The following is a 16,364-nucleotide window of genomic DNA, read 5'->3' on the forward strand; positions in this document are numbered from 1 at the left end:
GAGGACCATGAGCGACAACGAGAAGCCCGGCGGCCGCGTCGTCCTGCCGACGATCGAGACGCCGACGCTGACCAAGGCCGAACTGGCCGACCTGCTGTTCGAGCGGCTCGGGCTGAACAAGCGCGAGTCCAAGGACATGGTCGAGGCCTTCTTCGAGATCATCCACGGCACGCTGGTGGGCGGCGAGGATGTCAAGCTCTCGAGCTTCGGCAACTTCAACATCCGCCGCAAGGCGCCGCGGCCGGGTCGCAATCCGCGCACCGGCGAGGCGATTCCGATCAAGGCACGCAACGTCGTGACCTTCCACGCGAGTTACAAACTCAAGGGAGTCGTGCAAGGTGACATACCGGTCGGGGAGGAGTTCGAGTAAAGTCTAGCTTTCTCTTGCGATCTTATTGATTTAAATGGAGAAAGCGCTCCCAGCCATTCCCGCCAAGCGTTACTTCACGATCGGTGAGGTGAGCGACTTGTGCGGGGTGAAGCCGTACGTGCTGCGCTATTGGGAGCAGGAGTTCACGCAGCTCAAGCCCATGAAGCGCCGCGGCAACCGGCGCTACTACCAGCATCACGAGGTGCTGCTGATCCGGCGCATCCGCGAACTGCTATACGAACAGGGCTTCACGATCAGCGGCGCGCGCAATCGCCTGTCCGATCCGAGCGCGGGGCGTGAGTCGCCGACGGAGTCGGCCCAGGCGGCCGTCGTCGCCGACGAAGTGATCGACATGGCCGCAGCCCTGGCGCCCGCACCGACGGCGCCCGAAGATCCCGATCCGGCCGGCGCCTGGACACTGGACCAGGTGCGCGACGAGTTGCGCTCCATCCGCAGCCTGCTGAGCGAGTGATCCGGCAAGCGCAGGGCCGGCAGGCCCTATAATGCGCAGTTCGTCGGGGTGTAGCGCAGCCTGGTAGCGCACTTGCATGGGGTGCAAGGGGTCGCGAGTTCGAATCCCGCCACCCCGACCAAGAACTGCAGAAGCCCGGTGCCGCAAGGTGCCGGGCTTCTTGCTTGTTGGCCGGACGAAGCCCTGCGCCAGAGCCTCCGTGCGCCGCAGTCCGTCAGACGACGCGCTGGGCACGCAGGGCGGCGATCGCCTCCGGCTCGAGGCCCAGCCAGTCGTGCAGCACCTCCTCGCAGTGCTGACCGAGCGTCGGCGGTGCGCTGCGATACGCCACCGGCGACTCCGACAGGCGGATCGGGTTGGCCACCAGCGGGACGGCGGACGCCTCCTGGTGCGGGAGTTCCACGCGCAGGCCACGGGCGCGCACCTGTTCGTTGTCGAACACCCGGTCCAGCGTGTTGATCGGGCCGCAGGGCACGTTCGCGGCTTCCATCGCGGCGATCCAGTCGTCGGTGCGGCGTGTCCGGGTGATTTCGCCGATCGCCGCCACCAGTGCGTCGCGATGCCTCACCCGCTGCGGGTTGGTCGCGTACCGCTCGTCGCGCGCCCAGTCCGCCCGGCCGAGCACGCCACAGAACGAGGCGAACTGGCTGTCGTTGCCGACCGTAACGATCATGTGGCCGTCCGCGGTCGGGAAGTCCTGGTAGGGCACGATGCTCGGGTGGGCATTGCCCATGCGCTGCGGCACGCGGCCGCCGACCAGGAAGTTCGAGGCCTGGTTGGCCAGCGCCGCCACCTGCACGTCCAGCAGCGCCAGATCGACGTGCTGGCCGGTGCCGCTGACATGGCGGCGCTGCAGCGCGGCCAGCACCGCCACCGCCGCGTACAGGCCGGTCATCACGTCGGTGAGCGCCACGCCCACCTTCAGCGGCCCGCCACCGGCTTCGCCGTCAGGGCGCCCGGTGATGCTCATCAACCCGCCCATGCCCTGCATCAGGAAGTCGTAGCCGGGGCGCTCGGCATAGGGCCCGGTCTGGCCGAAGCCGGTGATCGAGCAGTAGATCAGGCGCGGGTTGAGCGGCGCCAGGCTCGCGTAGTCGAGCCCGTACTGCGCCAGGCCACCGACCTTGAAGTTCTCCAGCAGCACGTCTGCGCCCAGCGCCAGCTCGCGCACCAGGCGCTGCCCCTCCGGGTTCGACAGGTCGACCGTCAGCGAGCGCTTGTTGCGGTTCGCGCTCAGGAAGTAGGCCGACTCGGCACTCGCGCTGCCGTCGTCGCGCTGCAGCCAGGGCGGGCCCCAGGCGCGTGTGTCGTCGCCGCTGCCCGGGCGCTCGACCTTGACGACATCCGCGCCCAGGTCGGCCAGCAACTGGCTGCACCACGGGCCGGCCAGCACCCGCGAGAGGTCGAGCACGCGCAGGCCGGCCAGCGCGCCCGGTGGCAGGGCGGGGCGCTCCACGCTCAGAACGCCGCGATGCCGGTGATCGCCCGGCCGAGGATCAGCGCGTGCACGTCGTGGGTGCCCTCGTAGGTGTTGACCACCTCGAGGTTGACGAGGTGGCGCGCCACGCCGAACTCGTCGCTGATGCCGTTGCCGCCGAGCATGTCGCGCGCGGTGCGGGCGATCTCGAGAGCCTTGCCGCAGGAGTTGCGCTTCATGATCGAGGTGATCTCGACCGCGGCCGTGCCCTCGTCCTTCATGCGCCCGAGCCGCAGGCAACCCTGCAGGCCGAGCGTGATGTCGGTCAGCATGTCGGCAAGCTTCTTCTGCACCAGCTGGTTGGCCGCCAGGGGCTTGCCGAACTGCTTGCGGTCGAGCACGTACTGGCGGGCGCGATGGAAGCAGTCCTCCGCCGCGCCGAGCGCGCCCCAGGCAATGCCGTAGCGCGCGCTGTTCAGGCAGGTGAACGGGCCCTTCAGGCCGCGCACCTCGGGGAAGGCGTTCTCCTCGGGGCAGAACACCTCGTCCATCACGATCTCGCCGGTGACCGAGGCGCGCAGGCCGACCTTGCCGTGGATGGCCGGAGCGCTCAGTCCCTTCCAGCCCTTCTCGAGCACAAAACCGCGGATGGCCCCCGCGTCGTCCTTGGCCCAGACCACGAACACGTCGGCGATCGGGCTGTTGGTGATCCACATCTTGCTGCCGGTGAGTGCATAACCGCCGGGCACCTTCTTCGCGCGCGACACCATGCTGCCGGGGTCGGAGCCGTGGTTCGGCTCGGTCAGGCCGAAGCAGCCGATCCACTCGCCGCGCGCCAGCTTCGGCAGGTACTTCTGTTTCTGCGCCTCGGTGCCGAACTCGTTGATGGGCACCATCACCAGCGAGCTCTGCACGCTCATCATCGAGCGATAGCCCGAGTCGACGCGCTCGACCTCGTGCGCCACAAGCCCGTAGCTGACGTAGTTCAGCCCGGCGCCGCCATAGGCTTCGGGAATGGTGGGCCCGAGCAGGCCGAGTTCGCCCATCTCCCGGAAGATGCCGGCATCGGTGCGCTCGTGGCGGAAGGCTTCGAGCACGCGTGGCGCGAGGCGCTCCTGGCAGTACGTGCGGGCCGAGTCGCGCACCATGCGCTCCTCGTCGCTCAGCTGGGCGTCGAGCAGCAAGGGATCGTCCCAGTGGAAGCTGGCCTTGGTGTGATTGGAACTCATCTCAGGATCACCGCAGAAGAAACGAAGTGTCGGGACTCTAGAGGCGATTGTTCCCGTGCGCAAACGACATGTTTGCACCGTCTTGTGCGTCAGACGCACAATAGCCAGGTCATGCGCCGGAAGATCCCGTCCACGGGCGCTCTCGCCGCCTTCGAGGCGGCGGCGCGCCACCAGAGCTACACCAAGGCGGCCGAAGAACTCGCGGTGACGCAGAGTGCGGTCTGCCGCCAGATCGCCGCGCTGGAGGAGTTCCTCGGTGTGCGCCTGTTCCAGCGCAGCCGTCGCGGGGTGGCACTGACCGACGCCGGGCAGCGTTACGGCCGGCAGGTGAGGGCGCGGCTGGAGGAGGTCGAGCGCGATGCGCTGGAACTGATGTCGCGCGGCGCCGAGGGTGTGGCGCTCGAACTCGGCGTGGTACCGACCTTCGCCACCAAGTGGCTGCTGCCGCGCCTGCCCGGCTTCACCCGGGCGCACCCGTCGATCCAGGTGCACCTGACGGCGCGCACGCGGCCCTTCCTGTTCGACGACACGCCGTTCCATGCCGCGATCCACGCCGGCACCGGCGCGTGGCCGGGCACCGAAGGTCTGTTCCTGCTGCCGGAGAGCCTGGTGGCCGTGGCCAGTCCGGCGCTGGCCGCGGGGCGGCGCGACTTCACCGCGGGCGACTGGCGCAACGTGGTGCTGCTGCAGCAGGGCACGCGGCCCTACGCCTGGCGCGACTGGTTCGCCGCACAGGGGCTGCGGGTCGAAGGCGACCTGGCCGGCCCGCGGCTGGAACTGTTCTCCATGCTCGCCGAGGCGGCGACCCGAAGCATGGGCGTCGCCCTGGTGCCGCCGTTCCTCGTGGAAGACGAACTCGCGCGTGGGTCGCTCGTGACCGTCTCGCCGCAGGCCGTGCCGAGCGGCCGGGCCTATCGCCTGATCTATCCGGAGCGCGAATCCGGCAGTGCCGCGCTGCGCCTCTTCGGCACCTGGCTGCAGACGCAGGCGCAGGCGGCCGCAGCCTGATCGGCATCAAGGATTATTATTGAGAAGCATTCCTATTTGAGCTAGGATGGCTGCATCCGCACCGAGGACCGCGCGCCATGATCGTCTGCCTGTGCCATCGCATCTCCGATCGCGACATCGTCCGGGCGGTGGAGTCGGGCACCGACTGCTTCGAGGCGCTGCAGGACGACACGCGGCTGGCTTCATCCTGCGGGTGCTGCCACGACTGTGCGCGGGATGTGTTCGAGAACGCGCGGCAGCGGGTCTGTGCCGGCGGCGCCGCGCAAGAGCGGCGCGTCATCGCGCTGGTGGCCGGCTAAGCGCCGACCGGGCCGTCGTCAGGCCGCCGCCGCCGCTGAAGCGGCGATGCATTGGTTGCACTTGCCCACCCCGGGCAGACGCGGATCGGGGCGTCCATCGCCGGTCTTGAAATTGGCCTGGCAGCGCCGGCACACATACATCTTCGAACTCGACATCATCGGGCGGATGCCCGGCTCGGAGGCCGGACGTGCGGCGGTGTACTCGGCCTGCGTCTGGCGCAGCTTGGGCGTGCTGTCGTTGGTCGGCATGGGTGGCGAGGAGCGTCGAGTCGTCATAGGGGGAGGCGAAGAGCGAGGGCAGGCTCGATGCAGATGGGGGCGCCGGCGCCTGCGTCAACCCGCTATTGTCGGCGGAATCCGGCCGGACGGCGCAACAGGATGCACGAGAGGTCGCTCAGGCGACTCTGTCTTGGCCGCCGCGACGCTAGAGTGCCGGCCATGGAACGCCCCATCATCGCGCTGGATGCCGACGGCGTCCTGCTCGACTACCACCTGGCCTACGCCGACGCCTGGCAGCGCGCCTTCGGCGAGTACCCGGCCGAGCGCGATCCGCAGGCCTACTGGCCGATGGACCGATGGCAGGTCGAACGTCTCGGCCTGATCAAGCGGGCGCGCTTCCGCGCCGAGTTCGGCGAGCCGTTCTGGTCCACCGTTCCGTCGATCCCCGGGGCGGTCGAGGCCTGCCACCGGCTGCACGCGGCCGGCTACACGCTGGTGTGCGTGTCGGCGCTCGAGCCGCGCTTCGAGGACGCCCGGCGCCGCAACCTGCGCGCGCTGGATTTCCCGATCGAGCGCGTCATCGCCACCGGCGACGCCGGCCGGGACCGCAGCCCGAAGGCCGATGCCGTCGAACAGCTCGCGCCGCAGGCCTTCGTCGACGATTACCTGCCGTACTTCCGCGGCATCCCGGGCCCGGTGCACACGGCGCTGGTGACCCGCGGTGCGCCCAACGGCAGCCCGAACGTCGGGCCCGAGCTCGAGCTGGCCTCGAGCACGCATCACGACCTGGCCGATTTCGTCGACTACTGGCTCGCGCGGCGCTGAAATGAAAAGGGGCTGGCGCGGCCAGCCCCCGAGGTCGGGCGAGACGGGCTCAGTTGCTCGCTGCCGATGCCGGCGCGGCAGGCGCCGTGACGGCCGGCGGGCTGGCCTCGTGTGATGCCGCCTTGCTGGTGGCACCGCTCATCGGCAACAGCGGCACGATCAGCAGTGCCACGATGTTGATGATCTTGATCAGCGGGTTGACGGCCGGGCCAGCGGTGTCCTTGTAGGGGTCGCCGACCGTGTCGCCGGTCACTGCGGCCTTGTGCGCCTCGCCGCCCTTCTTGTGGGTCACGCCGGCATCGTCCTTGAAGCCTTCCTCGATCAGCTTCTTGGCGTTGTCCCAGGCGCCGCCGCCGGTGCACATCGAGATGGCGACGAACAGGCCGGTGACGATGGTGCCCATCAGCAGGCCGCCGAGCGCGGCCGGGCCGAGGAACAGGCCGACCAGGATCGGCACCACCACCGGCAACAGCGATGGGATGATCATCTCCTTGATCGCCGCGGTGGTCAGCATGTCGACCGCCTTGCCGTACTCGGGCTTGCCGGTGCCTTCCATGATGCCCTTGATGTCGCGGAACTGGCGGCGCACCTCGACCACCACCGAGCCCGCGGCGCGGCCGACCGCCTCCATCGCCATCGCGCCGAACAGGTAGGGGATCAGGCCGCCGATGAACAGGCCGATGATCACCATGTGGTTCGACAGGTCGAACGAGACGTGCATGCCGCGCGCCTCGAGCGCGTGCGTGTAGTCGGCGAACAGCACCAGCGCGGCCAAGCCGGCCGAGCCGATCGCGTAGCCCTTGGTGACCGCCTTGGTGGTGTTGCCCACTGCGTCCAGCGGGTCGGTGATCTCGCGCACCTCCGGCGGCAGCTCGGCCATCTCGGCGATGCCGCCGGCGTTGTCGGTGATCGGGCCGTAGGCGTCCAGCGCGACCACGATGCCGGCCATGCTCAGCATCGAGGTGGCGGCGATCGCGATGCCGTACAGGCCGGCCAGCATGTAGGACACGATGATCGCAATGCAGACCATGATCACCGGCCATGCGGTCGACTTCATGCTCACGCCCAGGCCGGCGATGATGTTGGTGCCGTGGCCGGTGGTGGAGGCCTGCGCGACGTGCTTGACCGGCGCGTACTGCGTGCCGGTGTAGTACTCGGTGATCCACACCAGGCCGGCGGTCAGCAGCAGGCCCACGGCGCAGGCGCCGATCAGGCGCATCTGCGAGCCGGCGGCGCCGAGCGCGTTGTCGGGCACGACCAGCATCGTCACGCCGACGAAGGCGATGAACGACAGCACGCCGGCGACGATCAGGCCCTTGTAGAGCGCCGGCATCACGTTCTTCATGCCGGGCGTGGCCTTGACGAAGCCGCAGCCGATGATCGAGGCGATGATCGACACGCCGCCCAGCACCAGCGGGTACACGGCCGCGGCCATCGGCGCGGCGCTGACCATCAGCGCGCCGAGCGCCATCGTGGCGATCAGCGTCACCGCGTAGGTCTCGAACAGGTCGGCGGCCATGCCGGCGCAGTCGCCGACGTTGTCGCCTACGTTGTCGGCGATCACCGCCGGGTTGCGCGGATCGTCCTCGGGGATGCCGGCCTCGACCTTGCCGACCAGGTCGGCGCCGACGTCCGCGCCCTTGGTGAAGATGCCGCCGCCCAGGCGCGCGAAGATCGAGATCAGCGAGGAGCCGAAGGCCAGGCCGAGCAGCGGCTTGAGCGTGGCCGACAGGCTCTTGTCCGGCGTGAGGTTGCCGTTGCCGGTGATGAACCAGAAGAAGATGCCCACGCCCAGCAGGCCCAGGCCCACCACCAGCATGCCGGTGATCGCGCCGCCCTTGAAGGCGACGTTCAGCGCCGGACCGATGCCCTGCGTGGCGGCCTGCGCGGTGCGCACGTTGGCGCGCACCGAGACGTTCATGCCGATGAAGCCGCAGGCGCCGGAGAGCACCGCGCCGACCACGAAGCCCACGGCGGTGGTGCCGTCCAGGAAGATGCCGATCAGGATGGCCAGCACGACGCCGACGATGCCGATGGTCTTGTACTGCCGCGCCAGGTAGGCCGCCGCGCCCTGCTGGATCGCGCCGGCGATCTCCTGCATGCGCGCATTGCCGGCGCTCTGGCCGAGGATCCAGCTTCGCTGCACGAAGCCGTAGACGACCGCGGCCAGGCCACAGGCCAGCGCCAGGTACAACGCCACGTTGGTGGACATCAGGGGATCTCCTTCCTCGTCTCGAGTTCGATGGAATGTGAGGCAGGCTGCGCACGGCGCAGGCTCGCGCCGCCCCGCCCGCGGGACCGCGGCATGCTACGGGATGGCTCGCGGCAAAGGCAACGCCGACCACATGGTGTTTTCCAGCGTTCCGTGCGGCAGGTCAATGTGTCAGGCCGCAGACAGTGCGCTGCGTAGAATCGACCGCAGTCCAAACGCTTTGAGCCCACCATGAGCCTGCACAACGTGACCCCCGGCGCCAAGGCGCCCGACGAGTTCAACGTGATCATCGAGATCCCGATGAATGCCGACCCGATCAAGTACGAGGTGGACAAGGAATCGGGCGCGATGTTCGTCGATCGCTTCATGACCACCGCGATGCACTACCCGTGCAACTACGGCTACGTGCCGATGACGCTGGCCGACGACGGCGATCCGGTCGACGTGCTGGTGATCACGCCGTACGCGCTGTCGCCGGGCGTGGTGGTCACCTGCCGGCCGCTGGGCGTGCTCAAGATGGACGACGAGGCCGGCGGTGACGCCAAGCTGCTGGCCGTGCCAATCACCAAGGTCTGCCCGATCTACAGCCACTGGAACAAGCCCGAGGACATCAACCAGATGCGCCTGAAGGCGATCCAGCACTTCTTCGAGCACTACAAGGACCTGGAAGCCGGCAAGTGGGTCAAGGTGCAGGGCTGGGAAGGGCCGGAGGCGGCCAAGCGCGAAGTCTCGGAGGGCATCGCGAGCTACCAGCGCAGCAAGCAGGGCTGAAGGCCGCGGGTCTCAGGCCTTGAACGGCCGGCGTTCGTCGAGTTCGTCGAGGTACTCGGCGACGCCAGCGCCCTCGCGCTCGAGGTAGTCGGCCACGGCCTGGGCGAACTGCGGGTGTGCGAGCCAGTGGGCCGAGCCGGTGGCCACCGGCAGCAGCCCGCGCGCCATCTTGTGCTCGCCCTGCGCGCCGCCCTCGAAGCGCCGATAGCCGTTCGCGATGCACCAGGCCAGCGGCTGGTAGTAGCAGGCCTCGAAGTGCAGGCAGCTCACGTGTTCGGTGCAGCCCCAGTAGCGCCCGAACGCGGCGCGCCGCGGCGGGTCGAGCGCGATCAGCGAGGCCGCGACGCGCTCGCTGCCGCGGCGCGCCACGAACATCAGCCAATGGCGCGCCATGGTCGCCTGCATGCGGGCGAAGAAGTCCCGCGTCAGGTAGGGCATCGAATGGTGCGCGCGGTAGGTGAGGGTGTAGCAGCGGTAGAAGAAGTCCCAGTCGGCGGTCGTGATGGCCTCGCCCTCGAGGGCCTCGAACACGATGCCGGCCTCGGCGACGCGGCGCCGCTCCTGCTGGATCTTCTTGCGCTTGTCGCGCTGCAGGGCGGCCAGGAAGGCCGCGAAGTCGGCATAGGGTGTGTCCTCCGGGTTGAGCCAGTGGAACTGCACCGTGCGGCGCGCCAGCCAGCCGGGGTCCTCGGTCGCCGCACGGTCGGCCTCGCTCGTGAACAGCAGGTGGACGGACGAGAGCTCGTTGTCGGTCGCGATGCGTCGCATCGCCGTGGCCAGCGCGGCGCGTGCCGCCGGCTCGGCGGCGAGCAGCCGGTCGCCCGGCACCGGCGTGAAGGGCACCGCACACAGCAGCTTCGGGTAATAGTCCAGACCATGGCGCTGGTAGGCATCGGCCCAGGCCCAGTCGAACACGTACTCGCCGTAGGAGTGCGACTTCAGGTACAGCGGGCAGGCTGCCACCAGCGCGCCGCCGCGCCGCGCCGCCAGGAACTGCGGCTGCCAGCCGGTGCGCGCCGTCGCGCTGCCCGACTCGTGCAGCGCGAGCAGGTACTCGTGGCGCATGAACGGGGTCGGCGCAGCACCGTTGTCGAGCAGCGTGTTCCATTCTCGTGCGTCGATCCGGCCGGGCTCGCCAACCACGCGGACCTCGAGGGAGAAGCTCATGCGGCGATGGTAGGTTGCGCGCGGCCGCGCTTACACTAACCGCGAACAACACCCCTCGGAGTCAGCGATGAAACAGATCACCGCGATCGTGAAGCCCTTCAAGCTCGAGGAAGTGCGCGAAGGCCTTGCCGAAGTCGGCGTCACCGGCCTGACCGTCACCGAGGTGAAGGGCTTCGGCCGCCAGAAGGGCCACACCGAGCTGTACCGCGGCGCCGAGTACGTGGTCGACTTCCTGCCCAAGGTGAAGGTGGAGGTCGTCGTGAAGGACAGCGACGTCGAGCGCTGCATCGAGGCCATCGTCAAGGCGGCCAAGACCGGCAAGATCGGCGACGGCAAGATCTTCGTCACCGCGGTCGAGCAGGTGGTGCGCATCCGCACCGGAGAGGTCAACGAAGACGCCGTCTGAGCGGCGCACCGGGCCGGGCTCAGATCGCCCGGTAATCGTCCGGCGCGGTGGCGCCGGGCACGGCGGCGGCGATCGCGTCGAGCAGACGCGCCGGATCACCATCCACCTGCAGCAGCCCGTGCTGCGGCGGCGAGACGAAACCCTGCATCACCGTCTGCTGCAGGAAGGCCAGCAGCGCGTCGTAGTACCCGGCGGCATTCAGCAGGCCGACCGGCTTGTCGTGGTAGCCGAGCTGGCGCCAGGTCCAGACCTCGAACAGTTCCTCGAAGGTGCCGATGCCGCCCGGCAGCGCGACGAAGGCGTCGCTGCGTTCGGCCATCAGGCGCTTGCGCTGGTGCATGGTGTCGACCACGTGCAGTTCGGTCAGGCCGGCATGCCCCACCTCGCGCTGCATCAGCGAGCGCGGGATCACGCCGACCACCGGCGCACCGCCGGCCAGCGCAGCATCGGCCACCAGGCCCATCAGCCCGGCGCGGCCTCCGCCGTAGACCAGCTGCCAGCCGCGACGGGCGATCTCGGCACCGACCGCCCGGGCCGCCGCGGCGAAGGCCGGTGTCGCGCCCTCCCGCGAGCCGCAGTAGACGCACAGCGACAGGCGCGCCGTCATGCCGCGCCCCAGCGCTGCCACAGGGCCGCCGCCCAGATGCCGCCGCACAGCAGCAGCGAGAGGAACACCGCGGCGCTGGCCAGGTCCTTGGCGCGCTTGGACAACTCGTGGAACTCGAAGGACACCCGGTCCACCGTGGCCTCGATGCCCGAATTCAGCAGTTCGACGATCAGCACCAGCAGCACCGAGCCTGCCAGCAGGGCCACCTCGACCCAGCCGCGGCCGAGCCAGAACGCCAGCGGCAGCAGCACCGCGGCGAGCCAGAACTCCTGGCGGAATGCGCTTTCGCCGCGGTAGGCGGTGGTCAGCCCGTCGATCGAGTAGCCGGTAGCGCGCAGGAGTCGATCCAGTCCGGTGCGGCCCTTGTGCGGATTGCTCATCGGGCCGGATTCTGCCTTGCGCCTCAGCGGCGCGGCGGCGGTCGCCAGGTGACGAGCCGTGTGCCGCAGGCCAGGTCGTGCCAGAACTGCCGCTCGCGATTGGACAGCGCCAGCATGGCGTAGCCGACCACCCCGGCCAGCAGCAGCACCGTCACCTCCAGCCCGCTGCGCAGGCCGGACAGGTAGAGCGCCGCCAGCGCCGGCGCGAACCAGAGCCAGCACAGCAGGTAGCGGGCGAAGGCGCGTGCCTGGGTGACCGGCGCGCCGTTGCGGTCGACCAGGCGGATGTGCCAGGCCTTCATCGCCACGGTCTGCCCACCATGGCTCCAGAACCAGACGAAGTAGATCGCCAGCACCAGGAACAGGAAGCCCTGCAGTCCGTGCCGGCCCACGAGCGCGTGGCGCTGCTGGGTCAGGGTGGAGAACAGCCAGCCCGAGATCATCAGCACGCCGAACAGCAGCACCCCCTCGTAGACGAAGCAGGCCATGCGCCGGCGCAGGCTCGGCACGCCGGTGCCCAGGTCGACACCGCCGGGGCGCTCCCCGGCCGCTGCTGCCTCGGGGCTCATCGGGCGCCGCGTCGTCCGGCGGAGGCGCCGGCGTCGACCGGGCGCGCCGCCGCGGCCTGCGGGCCGCGCTGCGGCAGCAAGGTCGTCTTGTCGACCAGCCCCGGCGTCGCCGCGATCTTCGGCAGCCCCGGCTGCTGGTGCGCGGGCGGGGCGGGTCGCTTGGTGATGAGCGAGGTGGTGGCGCCCGGAGCGGCCTGAACGACCGTCGGTGCGACCGGGCGCGGCGGCGGCGCGTAGGCCGGATTGGGCACGATGTTGGACTTGGTCTGGTTGGCCTCGCGCGCGGTGCTCACCGGCGCCACGGGAGACTTGCCGGCCCCGAGCTGCTTGCGCTGCTCGGGCGTCAGCGCCTGATAGGCCTGCCACCGGGCTTGGCGCTCCTGCGGCGCGAGCTGGCGGGCTTCCTGGAAGTTCTGCCGGGCCTGGCCGCGCTCGGCCGGCGACAGCTTGGCCCACTGCGTCATGCGGTTCGACATGCGCTGCTGCTCCTCGGGAGGCAGGGTGTGGAAACGCGAGGCGATCTCGATCCACTTCTGCTTGCGCGAGGCGTCGATGGAGGACCAGTCGCGCTCCAGCGGCTTCAGTGCCGAGCGCTGCGTGGCCGACAGTTCCTGCCAGCGCGGGCCCTCCTCGGCGCACACCGACCCCGCCGCGGACAGCAGCGTCAGTGCGATCATGGCGGCGAAGGCGCGGGCGTGCATGGCCGGCGCCTCACTCGCTCGGTGTCTTGAGGAACTCGGCGAATCCCGGGTCCGTGTAGGCGGCCGGCGGCAGGTCGTCGATCAGCAGTTCGGCGTCGATGTCGGCCGCCGTGGCGATCTGGGACTGGGTGTGCAGGTGCTCGATCAGCAGCAAGCCCGCCGCCAACACGGCCAACGGCAGCACCGAGGCCAGCTTGACCCACCACCCGCCGCCGCCCAGCAGGGCCGCCGACGAGCCGGAACTCACGAGCGCCGGCGCAGCCGCCGGGGCGGCCGCGCGTGCCAAGCGCGCGCGTTCGAGGGCCTTCTCGCGGGCGAAGCGCAGGCGCTCGGAGAGATCGGCCTCGAGCGCGTCGGCGCCCTCGGACAGGCGCCCGGCGACCCGGAACGCGAGGCGCGCCTGCATCGCCTCGACAACGGCGGCAGAAACGGTGCGGTTCGAGTTCTTCACAGTGCGATTCCCTTTGCCTGCAGCGCCTTCGCGAGCGCATGAACCGCCCGCGAGCAATGTGTCTTGACGCTGCCCTCCGAACAACCCATCGCGCTGGCGGTCTCGGCGACATCGAGTTCCTCCCAGTAACGCAGCAGGAAGGCCTCCCGTTGACGTGCCGGCAATGCCGCCACCTCCTGCTCGATGGCTAGCAGGATCTGCGCCCTCGACACCGTGTCCTGAGCGCTCTCCAGGCCCGCCACCGCGTCCAGCGATTCGAGAGTTTCCAGGATGTCGAAGTCGCCGTCGCCATCCGACGATTCGAAATCGGAGAAGTTCCGCACATAGGCATTGCGCACCTTCTGGCGCCGGAACCAGTCCATCGTGGCGTTGGACAGGATGCGCTGGAACAGCAGCGGCAGTTCGGCGGCCGGCCGGTCGACGTATTTCTCCGCCAGGCGGATCATCGCGTCCTGCACGATGTCCAGGGCCGCTTCCTCGTCGCGCACCGCGTACACGACGCGCTTGAAGGCCCGCTTCTCGGCGCTCTTGAGGAAGTCGGAGAGTTCTTTGTCTGAGGCCAAGGGGCGGGCGGCACGGGCGCAGGCCCGGAAGGTCGGCCGGGATTATGTCATCGCGTCCCGTGCGCGCCCGGCTTGGCGCGGGCGGTGTGCAAGCACATGTCATAATGCTGCTTTGCACAACAGCTGGGTCATCAGCTGGACGCCCGACCAAGGGCGCCTTGTTTGTTGATCGCGCAGGCACCACACCCGGCTCACGAGGCTGCGGAGAGGTGCACCGATGGTTTTTCGTCAGAGAAATTCACAGAGGTTCGTCATGGACATGTCTGCCGCGGAAGTCAAGCGTGCCGCTTCGGCACAACCGCATCCCTCCTCCCCCCAAGCCGACCCGAACGGATCGGAAATCCTCGTCCGCTGCCTGCAGGCCGAGAACGTCAAGTACCTCTGGGGCTACCCCGGCGGTGCGGTGCTCTACATCTACGACGCGCTGTACAAGCAGGACAGCATCCAGCATGTGCTGGTGCGCCACGAGCAGGCCGCCGTGCACGCCGCCGACGGCTACGCCCGCGCCACCGGCGAGGTGGGCGTCGCGCTGGTCACCTCGGGCCCGGGCGTCACGAATGCCGTCACCGGCATCGCAACCGCCTACATGGACTCGATCCCGATGGTGATCATCACCGGCCAGGTCCCCACCCCGGCGATCGGCCTGGACGCCTTCCAGGAGTGCGACACCGTCGGCATCACGCGCCCGATCGTCAAGCACAACTTCCTGGTCAAGGACGTGCGCGAGCTGGCGCTGACGCTCAAGAAGGCCTTCCACATCGCCCGCACCGGCCGCCCGGGCCCTGTGGTGGTGGACATCCCGAAGGACGTGTCGCTCAAGACCGCGCCGTTCCACTATCCGGCCACGGTCGAGATGCGCTCGTACAACCCGGTGCGCAAGGGCCACGGCGGGCAGATCCGCAAGGCGGTGCAGCTGCTGCTGGGGGCCAAGCGCCCCTACATCTACACCGGCGGCGGCGTGATCCTGGGCAACGCCTCGGCCGAGCTGCGCGAGCTGGTCAACCTGCTCGGCTACCCCTGCACCAACACGCTGATGGGCCTGGGCGCCTTCCCGTCCAGCGACCCGAAGTTCCTCGGCATGCTGGGCATGCACGGCACCTACGAAGCGAACATGACGATGCAGAACTGCGACGTCCTGCTCGCCGTCGGTGCCCGCTTCGACGACCGCGTGATCGGCAACCCGGCGCACTTTGCCTCGGTGCAGCGCAAGATCGTGCACATCGACATCGACCCGTCGTCGATCTCCAAGCGCGTCAAGGTCGACATCCCGATCGTCGGCGACGTGAAGGACGTGCTGCAGGAGCTGATCGCCCAGCTCAAGGAGGCCCAGGCCAAGCCCGACGTGCATTCGCTGTCGGCCTGGTGGGGCCAGATCAACGAGTGGCGCAAGCGCGAGTGCCTGCGCTACAAGAACAGCACCGAGGTGATCAAGCCGCAGTACGTGGTCGACAAGCTCTGGGAGCTGACCAAGGATCGCGACACCTACATCACCTCCGACGTCGGCCAGCACCAGATGTGGGCGGCCCAGTACTACCGCTTCGACGAGCCGCGCCGCTGGATCAACTCCGGCGGCCTGGGCACGATGGGCGTGGGCCTGCCCTACGCGATGGGCATCAAGCTCGCCAAGCCGGACGCGGACGTGTTCTGCATCACCGGCGAGGGCTCTATCCAGATGTGCATCCAGGAACTCTCGACCTGCTCGCAGTACAAGACGCCGGTCAAGATCATCTCGCTGAACAACCGCTACCTGGGCATGGTGCGGCAATGGCAGGAGCTGGACTACCAGGGCCGCTACTCGCACAGCTACATGGACGCGCTGCCCGACTTCGTCAAGCTCGCCGAGGCCTACGGCCATGTCGGCCTGCTGATCGAGAAACCGGGCGACGTCGAGCCCGCGCTGCGCGAGGCCATCAAGCTGAAGGACCGCACGGTGTTCCTCGACGTGCGCACCGACCCGACCGAGAACGTCTGGCCGATGGTCAAGGCGGGCAAGGGCATCACCGAGATGCTGCTGGGCTCCGAGGACCTGTGAACCGCGCCACGCCGGCGAGGGTGCACGCCTGACCGGGCGCGCGCCAGGAGCCGGCGGAACGCGGGGAGCACCCCGGACGATTCAACTTCTTCTTCGTCTCACCAGCGTGGCCAAGGGTCGCCGGTTACCGCCGTCGGCCTGAAGAGCGCGCCAAACCACCATGAAACACATCATCGCCTTGCTGCTCGAGAACGAGCCGGGTGCCCTGTCGCGCGTCGTGGCGCTGTTCTCGGCGCGCGGCTACAACATCGAGAGCCTCACCGTCGCGCCGACGGAAGATCCGTCGCTGTCGCGCATGACCATCGTCACCACCGGCTCGGACGAGGTCATCGAGCAGATCACCAAGCACCTGAACCGGCTGATCGAGGTGGTCAAGGTCGTCGACCTGACCGAGGGCGCCTACACCGAGCGCGAGCTCATGCTCATCAAGGTGCGCGCCGTCGGCAAGGAACGCGAGGAGATGAAGCGCATGGCCGACATCTTCCGCGGCCGCATCATCGACGTCACCGAGAAGAGCTACACCATCGAACTCACGGGCGACGCGGGCAAGCTCGATGCCTTCATCGAGGCCATCGACCGCGCCGCCATCCTCGAAACCGTGCGCACCGGCACCAGCGGGATCGGTCGCGGCGAGCGGATCCTCCGCATCTGATTCCCGCCTTTCTG

20 protein-coding genes and 1 tRNA gene are annotated in these 16,364 nt (G+C 69.0%); 10 read left to right on the forward strand and 11 right to left on the reverse strand.

Translation table 11 applies throughout. The annotated features are described in order from the left end of the window. Positions 1-7 precede the first annotated feature (7 nt). The 3 genes from D9C15_RS20540 to D9C15_RS20550 all read left to right on the forward strand — a co-directional run bounded on the left by D9C15_RS20540 (position 8) and on the right by D9C15_RS20550 (position 963). Positions 8-370, forward strand: coding sequence for an integration host factor subunit alpha (locus D9C15_RS20540; RefSeq protein WP_112189440.1), 363 nt, complete (start codon positions 8-10; stop codon positions 368-370). A gap of 34 nt (positions 371-404) precedes the next feature. Then, positions 405-842 (forward strand): MerR family transcriptional regulator, encoded by a 438-nt coding sequence (locus D9C15_RS20545; RefSeq protein WP_128000328.1) that lies wholly within the window; start codon positions 405-407, stop codon positions 840-842. A 44-nt stretch (positions 843-886) separates the two neighbouring features. Then, positions 887-963 (forward strand) — tRNA-Pro (locus D9C15_RS20550). A 93-nt stretch (positions 964-1,056) separates the two neighbouring features. Here the strand turns inward: D9C15_RS20550 and D9C15_RS20555 are convergent. Both D9C15_RS20555 and D9C15_RS20560 read right to left on the reverse strand, forming a co-directional pair. Further along, entirely contained in the window at positions 1,057-2,298 is a 1,242-nt protein-coding gene (locus tag D9C15_RS20555) for a CaiB/BaiF CoA transferase family protein (protein ID WP_205854858.1), read from the reverse strand. 2 nt (positions 2,299-2,300) lie between these two features. Next, entirely contained in the window at positions 2,301-3,488 is a 1,188-nt protein-coding gene (locus tag D9C15_RS20560; RefSeq protein ID WP_128000329.1) for an acyl-CoA dehydrogenase, read from the reverse strand. A gap of 111 nt (positions 3,489-3,599) precedes the next feature. Between D9C15_RS20560 and D9C15_RS20565 the strand changes: the two genes are divergently transcribed. Further along, entirely contained in the window at positions 3,600-4,496 is an 897-nt protein-coding gene (locus tag D9C15_RS20565) for a LysR family transcriptional regulator (RefSeq protein ID WP_128000330.1), read from the forward strand. Between the two features lie 77 nt (positions 4,497-4,573). Further along, positions 4,574-4,795, forward strand: a complete 222-nt coding sequence (locus tag D9C15_RS20570) for a (2Fe-2S)-binding protein (RefSeq protein ID WP_128000331.1) — start codon at positions 4,574-4,576, stop codon at positions 4,793-4,795. Positions 4,796-4,813: 18 nt separating this feature from the next. On the opposite strand, the gene D9C15_RS20575 is transcribed toward D9C15_RS20570, so the two are convergent. Continuing rightward, positions 4,814-5,044 carry a hypothetical protein gene (locus D9C15_RS20575; protein WP_128000332.1) on the reverse strand — a complete coding sequence of 77 codons (231 nt, stop codon included), beginning with the start codon at positions 5,042-5,044 and terminating at the stop codon, positions 4,814-4,816. A gap of 189 nt (positions 5,045-5,233) precedes the next feature. Between D9C15_RS20575 and D9C15_RS20580 the strand changes: the two genes are divergently transcribed. Beyond that, complete coding sequence (locus D9C15_RS20580) at positions 5,234-5,839, forward strand: HAD family hydrolase (protein WP_128000333.1); 606 nt, start codon at positions 5,234-5,236, stop codon at positions 5,837-5,839. A gap of 49 nt (positions 5,840-5,888) precedes the next feature. On the opposite strand, the gene D9C15_RS20585 is transcribed toward D9C15_RS20580, so the two are convergent. Then, the gene (locus D9C15_RS20585; protein ID WP_128000334.1) at positions 5,889-8,051 is read right to left on the reverse strand and encodes a sodium-translocating pyrophosphatase; all 2,163 of its coding nucleotides are present in this window, start codon (positions 8,049-8,051) and stop codon (positions 5,889-5,891) included. Positions 8,052-8,282: 231 nt separating this feature from the next. Between D9C15_RS20585 and ppa the strand changes: the two genes are divergently transcribed. After that, positions 8,283-8,822: an inorganic diphosphatase gene (ppa, locus tag D9C15_RS20590; protein WP_128000335.1), complete on the forward strand. Its 540-nt coding sequence runs from the start codon at positions 8,283-8,285 to the stop codon at positions 8,820-8,822. Between the two features lie 12 nt (positions 8,823-8,834). Here the strand turns inward: ppa and D9C15_RS20595 are convergent, their stop codons facing one another. Then, the gene (locus D9C15_RS20595) at positions 8,835-9,989 is read right to left on the reverse strand and encodes a GNAT family N-acetyltransferase (protein ID WP_128000336.1); all 1,155 of its coding nucleotides are present in this window, start codon (positions 9,987-9,989) and stop codon (positions 8,835-8,837) included. A 67-nt stretch (positions 9,990-10,056) separates the two neighbouring features. Here D9C15_RS20595 and D9C15_RS20600 point away from each other — a divergent pair, with 67 nt between their 5' ends. Continuing rightward, positions 10,057-10,395, forward strand: a complete 339-nt coding sequence (locus D9C15_RS20600; RefSeq protein WP_112189833.1) for a P-II family nitrogen regulator — start codon at positions 10,057-10,059, stop codon at positions 10,393-10,395. A 19-nt stretch (positions 10,396-10,414) separates the two neighbouring features. Here D9C15_RS20600 and D9C15_RS20605 read toward each other — a convergent pair whose 3' ends face one another. The 6 genes from D9C15_RS20605 to D9C15_RS20630 are packed head-to-tail and all read right to left on the reverse strand — an operon-like array spanning position 10,415 to position 13,666. Further along, the gene (locus D9C15_RS20605) at positions 10,415-11,002 is read right to left on the reverse strand and encodes an LOG family protein (RefSeq protein WP_128000337.1); all 588 of its coding nucleotides are present in this window, start codon (positions 11,000-11,002) and stop codon (positions 10,415-10,417) included. After that, the gene (locus D9C15_RS20610) at positions 10,999-11,382 is read right to left on the reverse strand and encodes a diacylglycerol kinase (protein ID WP_128000338.1); all 384 of its coding nucleotides are present in this window, start codon (positions 11,380-11,382) and stop codon (positions 10,999-11,001) included. Before D9C15_RS20610 ends, D9C15_RS20605 begins: the two co-directional genes overlap by 4 nt. A 23-nt stretch (positions 11,383-11,405) precedes the next feature. Further along, the gene (locus D9C15_RS20615; RefSeq protein ID WP_128000339.1) at positions 11,406-11,951 is read right to left on the reverse strand and encodes an RDD family protein; all 546 of its coding nucleotides are present in this window, start codon (positions 11,949-11,951) and stop codon (positions 11,406-11,408) included. Beyond that, positions 11,948-12,652 (reverse strand): DUF3106 domain-containing protein, encoded by a 705-nt coding sequence (locus tag D9C15_RS20620; RefSeq protein WP_128000340.1) that lies wholly within the window; start codon positions 12,650-12,652, stop codon positions 11,948-11,950. Before D9C15_RS20620 ends, D9C15_RS20615 begins: the two co-directional genes overlap by 4 nt. A gap of 10 nt (positions 12,653-12,662) precedes the next feature. After that, the gene (locus tag D9C15_RS20625; RefSeq protein WP_240668488.1) at positions 12,663-13,103 is read right to left on the reverse strand and encodes a DUF3619 family protein; all 441 of its coding nucleotides are present in this window, start codon (positions 13,101-13,103) and stop codon (positions 12,663-12,665) included. Then, a complete protein-coding gene (locus D9C15_RS20630; RefSeq protein WP_112189837.1) occupies positions 13,100-13,666 on the reverse strand; it encodes an RNA polymerase sigma factor in 567 nt (188 codons plus the stop codon). The genes D9C15_RS20625 and D9C15_RS20630 overlap by 4 nt, the downstream gene beginning before the upstream one ends. Positions 13,667-13,919: 253 nt before the next feature. On the opposite strand from D9C15_RS20630, the gene D9C15_RS20635 reads away from it, so the two are divergent. Further along, positions 13,920-15,698 (forward strand): acetolactate synthase 3 catalytic subunit, encoded by a 1,779-nt coding sequence (locus D9C15_RS20635; RefSeq protein WP_128000341.1) that lies wholly within the window; start codon positions 13,920-13,922, stop codon positions 15,696-15,698. A 160-nt stretch (positions 15,699-15,858) separates the two neighbouring features. Beyond that, positions 15,859-16,350 carry an acetolactate synthase small subunit gene (gene ilvN / locus D9C15_RS20640; protein ID WP_128000342.1) on the forward strand — a complete coding sequence of 164 codons (492 nt, stop codon included), beginning with the start codon at positions 15,859-15,861 and terminating at the stop codon, positions 16,348-16,350. Positions 16,351-16,364: the final 14 nt, after the last annotated feature.

It is taken from the genome of Piscinibacter defluvii (assembly GCF_004011805.1).
GTDB classification, from domain to species: Bacteria; Pseudomonadota; Gammaproteobacteria; order Burkholderiales; family Burkholderiaceae_C; genus Piscinibacter; species Piscinibacter defluvii.

What these genes read in the sequence shown, in the direction of transcription:
- D9C15_RS20540 (WP_112189440.1), top strand. Translation starts at nt 8, where the DNA reads ATGAGCGACAACGAGAAGCCCGGCGGCCGCGTCGTCCTGCCGACGATC.
- D9C15_RS20545 (WP_128000328.1), top strand. Translation starts at nt 405, where the DNA reads ATGGAGAAAGCGCTCCCAGCCATTCCCGCCAAGCGTTACTTCACGATC.
- D9C15_RS20560 (WP_128000329.1), bottom strand. Translation starts at nt 3,488, where the DNA reads ATGAGTTCCAATCACACCAAGGCCAGCTTCCACTGGGACGATCCCTTG.
- D9C15_RS20565 (WP_128000330.1), top strand. Translation starts at nt 3,600, where the DNA reads ATGCGCCGGAAGATCCCGTCCACGGGCGCTCTCGCCGCCTTCGAGGCG.
- D9C15_RS20570 (WP_128000331.1), top strand. Translation starts at nt 4,574, where the DNA reads ATGATCGTCTGCCTGTGCCATCGCATCTCCGATCGCGACATCGTCCGG.
- D9C15_RS20575 (WP_128000332.1), bottom strand. Translation starts at nt 5,044, where the DNA reads ATGCCGACCAACGACAGCACGCCCAAGCTGCGCCAGACGCAGGCCGAG.
- D9C15_RS20580 (WP_128000333.1), top strand. Translation starts at nt 5,234, where the DNA reads ATGGAACGCCCCATCATCGCGCTGGATGCCGACGGCGTCCTGCTCGAC.
- D9C15_RS20585 (WP_128000334.1), bottom strand. Translation starts at nt 8,051, where the DNA reads ATGTCCACCAACGTGGCGTTGTACCTGGCGCTGGCCTGTGGCCTGGCC.
- ppa (WP_128000335.1), top strand. Translation starts at nt 8,283, where the DNA reads ATGAGCCTGCACAACGTGACCCCCGGCGCCAAGGCGCCCGACGAGTTC.
- D9C15_RS20595 (WP_128000336.1), bottom strand. Translation starts at nt 9,989, where the DNA reads ATGAGCTTCTCCCTCGAGGTCCGCGTGGTTGGCGAGCCCGGCCGGATC.
- D9C15_RS20600 (WP_112189833.1), top strand. Translation starts at nt 10,057, where the DNA reads ATGAAACAGATCACCGCGATCGTGAAGCCCTTCAAGCTCGAGGAAGTG.
- D9C15_RS20605 (WP_128000337.1), bottom strand. Translation starts at nt 11,002, where the DNA reads ATGACGGCGCGCCTGTCGCTGTGCGTCTACTGCGGCTCGCGGGAGGGC.
- D9C15_RS20610 (WP_128000338.1), bottom strand. Translation starts at nt 11,382, where the DNA reads ATGAGCAATCCGCACAAGGGCCGCACCGGACTGGATCGACTCCTGCGC.
- D9C15_RS20615 (WP_128000339.1), bottom strand. Translation starts at nt 11,951, where the DNA reads ATGAGCCCCGAGGCAGCAGCGGCCGGGGAGCGCCCCGGCGGTGTCGAC.
- D9C15_RS20620 (WP_128000340.1), bottom strand. Translation starts at nt 12,652, where the DNA reads ATGCACGCCCGCGCCTTCGCCGCCATGATCGCACTGACGCTGCTGTCC.
- D9C15_RS20635 (WP_128000341.1), top strand. Translation starts at nt 13,920, where the DNA reads ATGGACATGTCTGCCGCGGAAGTCAAGCGTGCCGCTTCGGCACAACCG.
- ilvN (WP_128000342.1), top strand. Translation starts at nt 15,859, where the DNA reads ATGAAACACATCATCGCCTTGCTGCTCGAGAACGAGCCGGGTGCCCTG.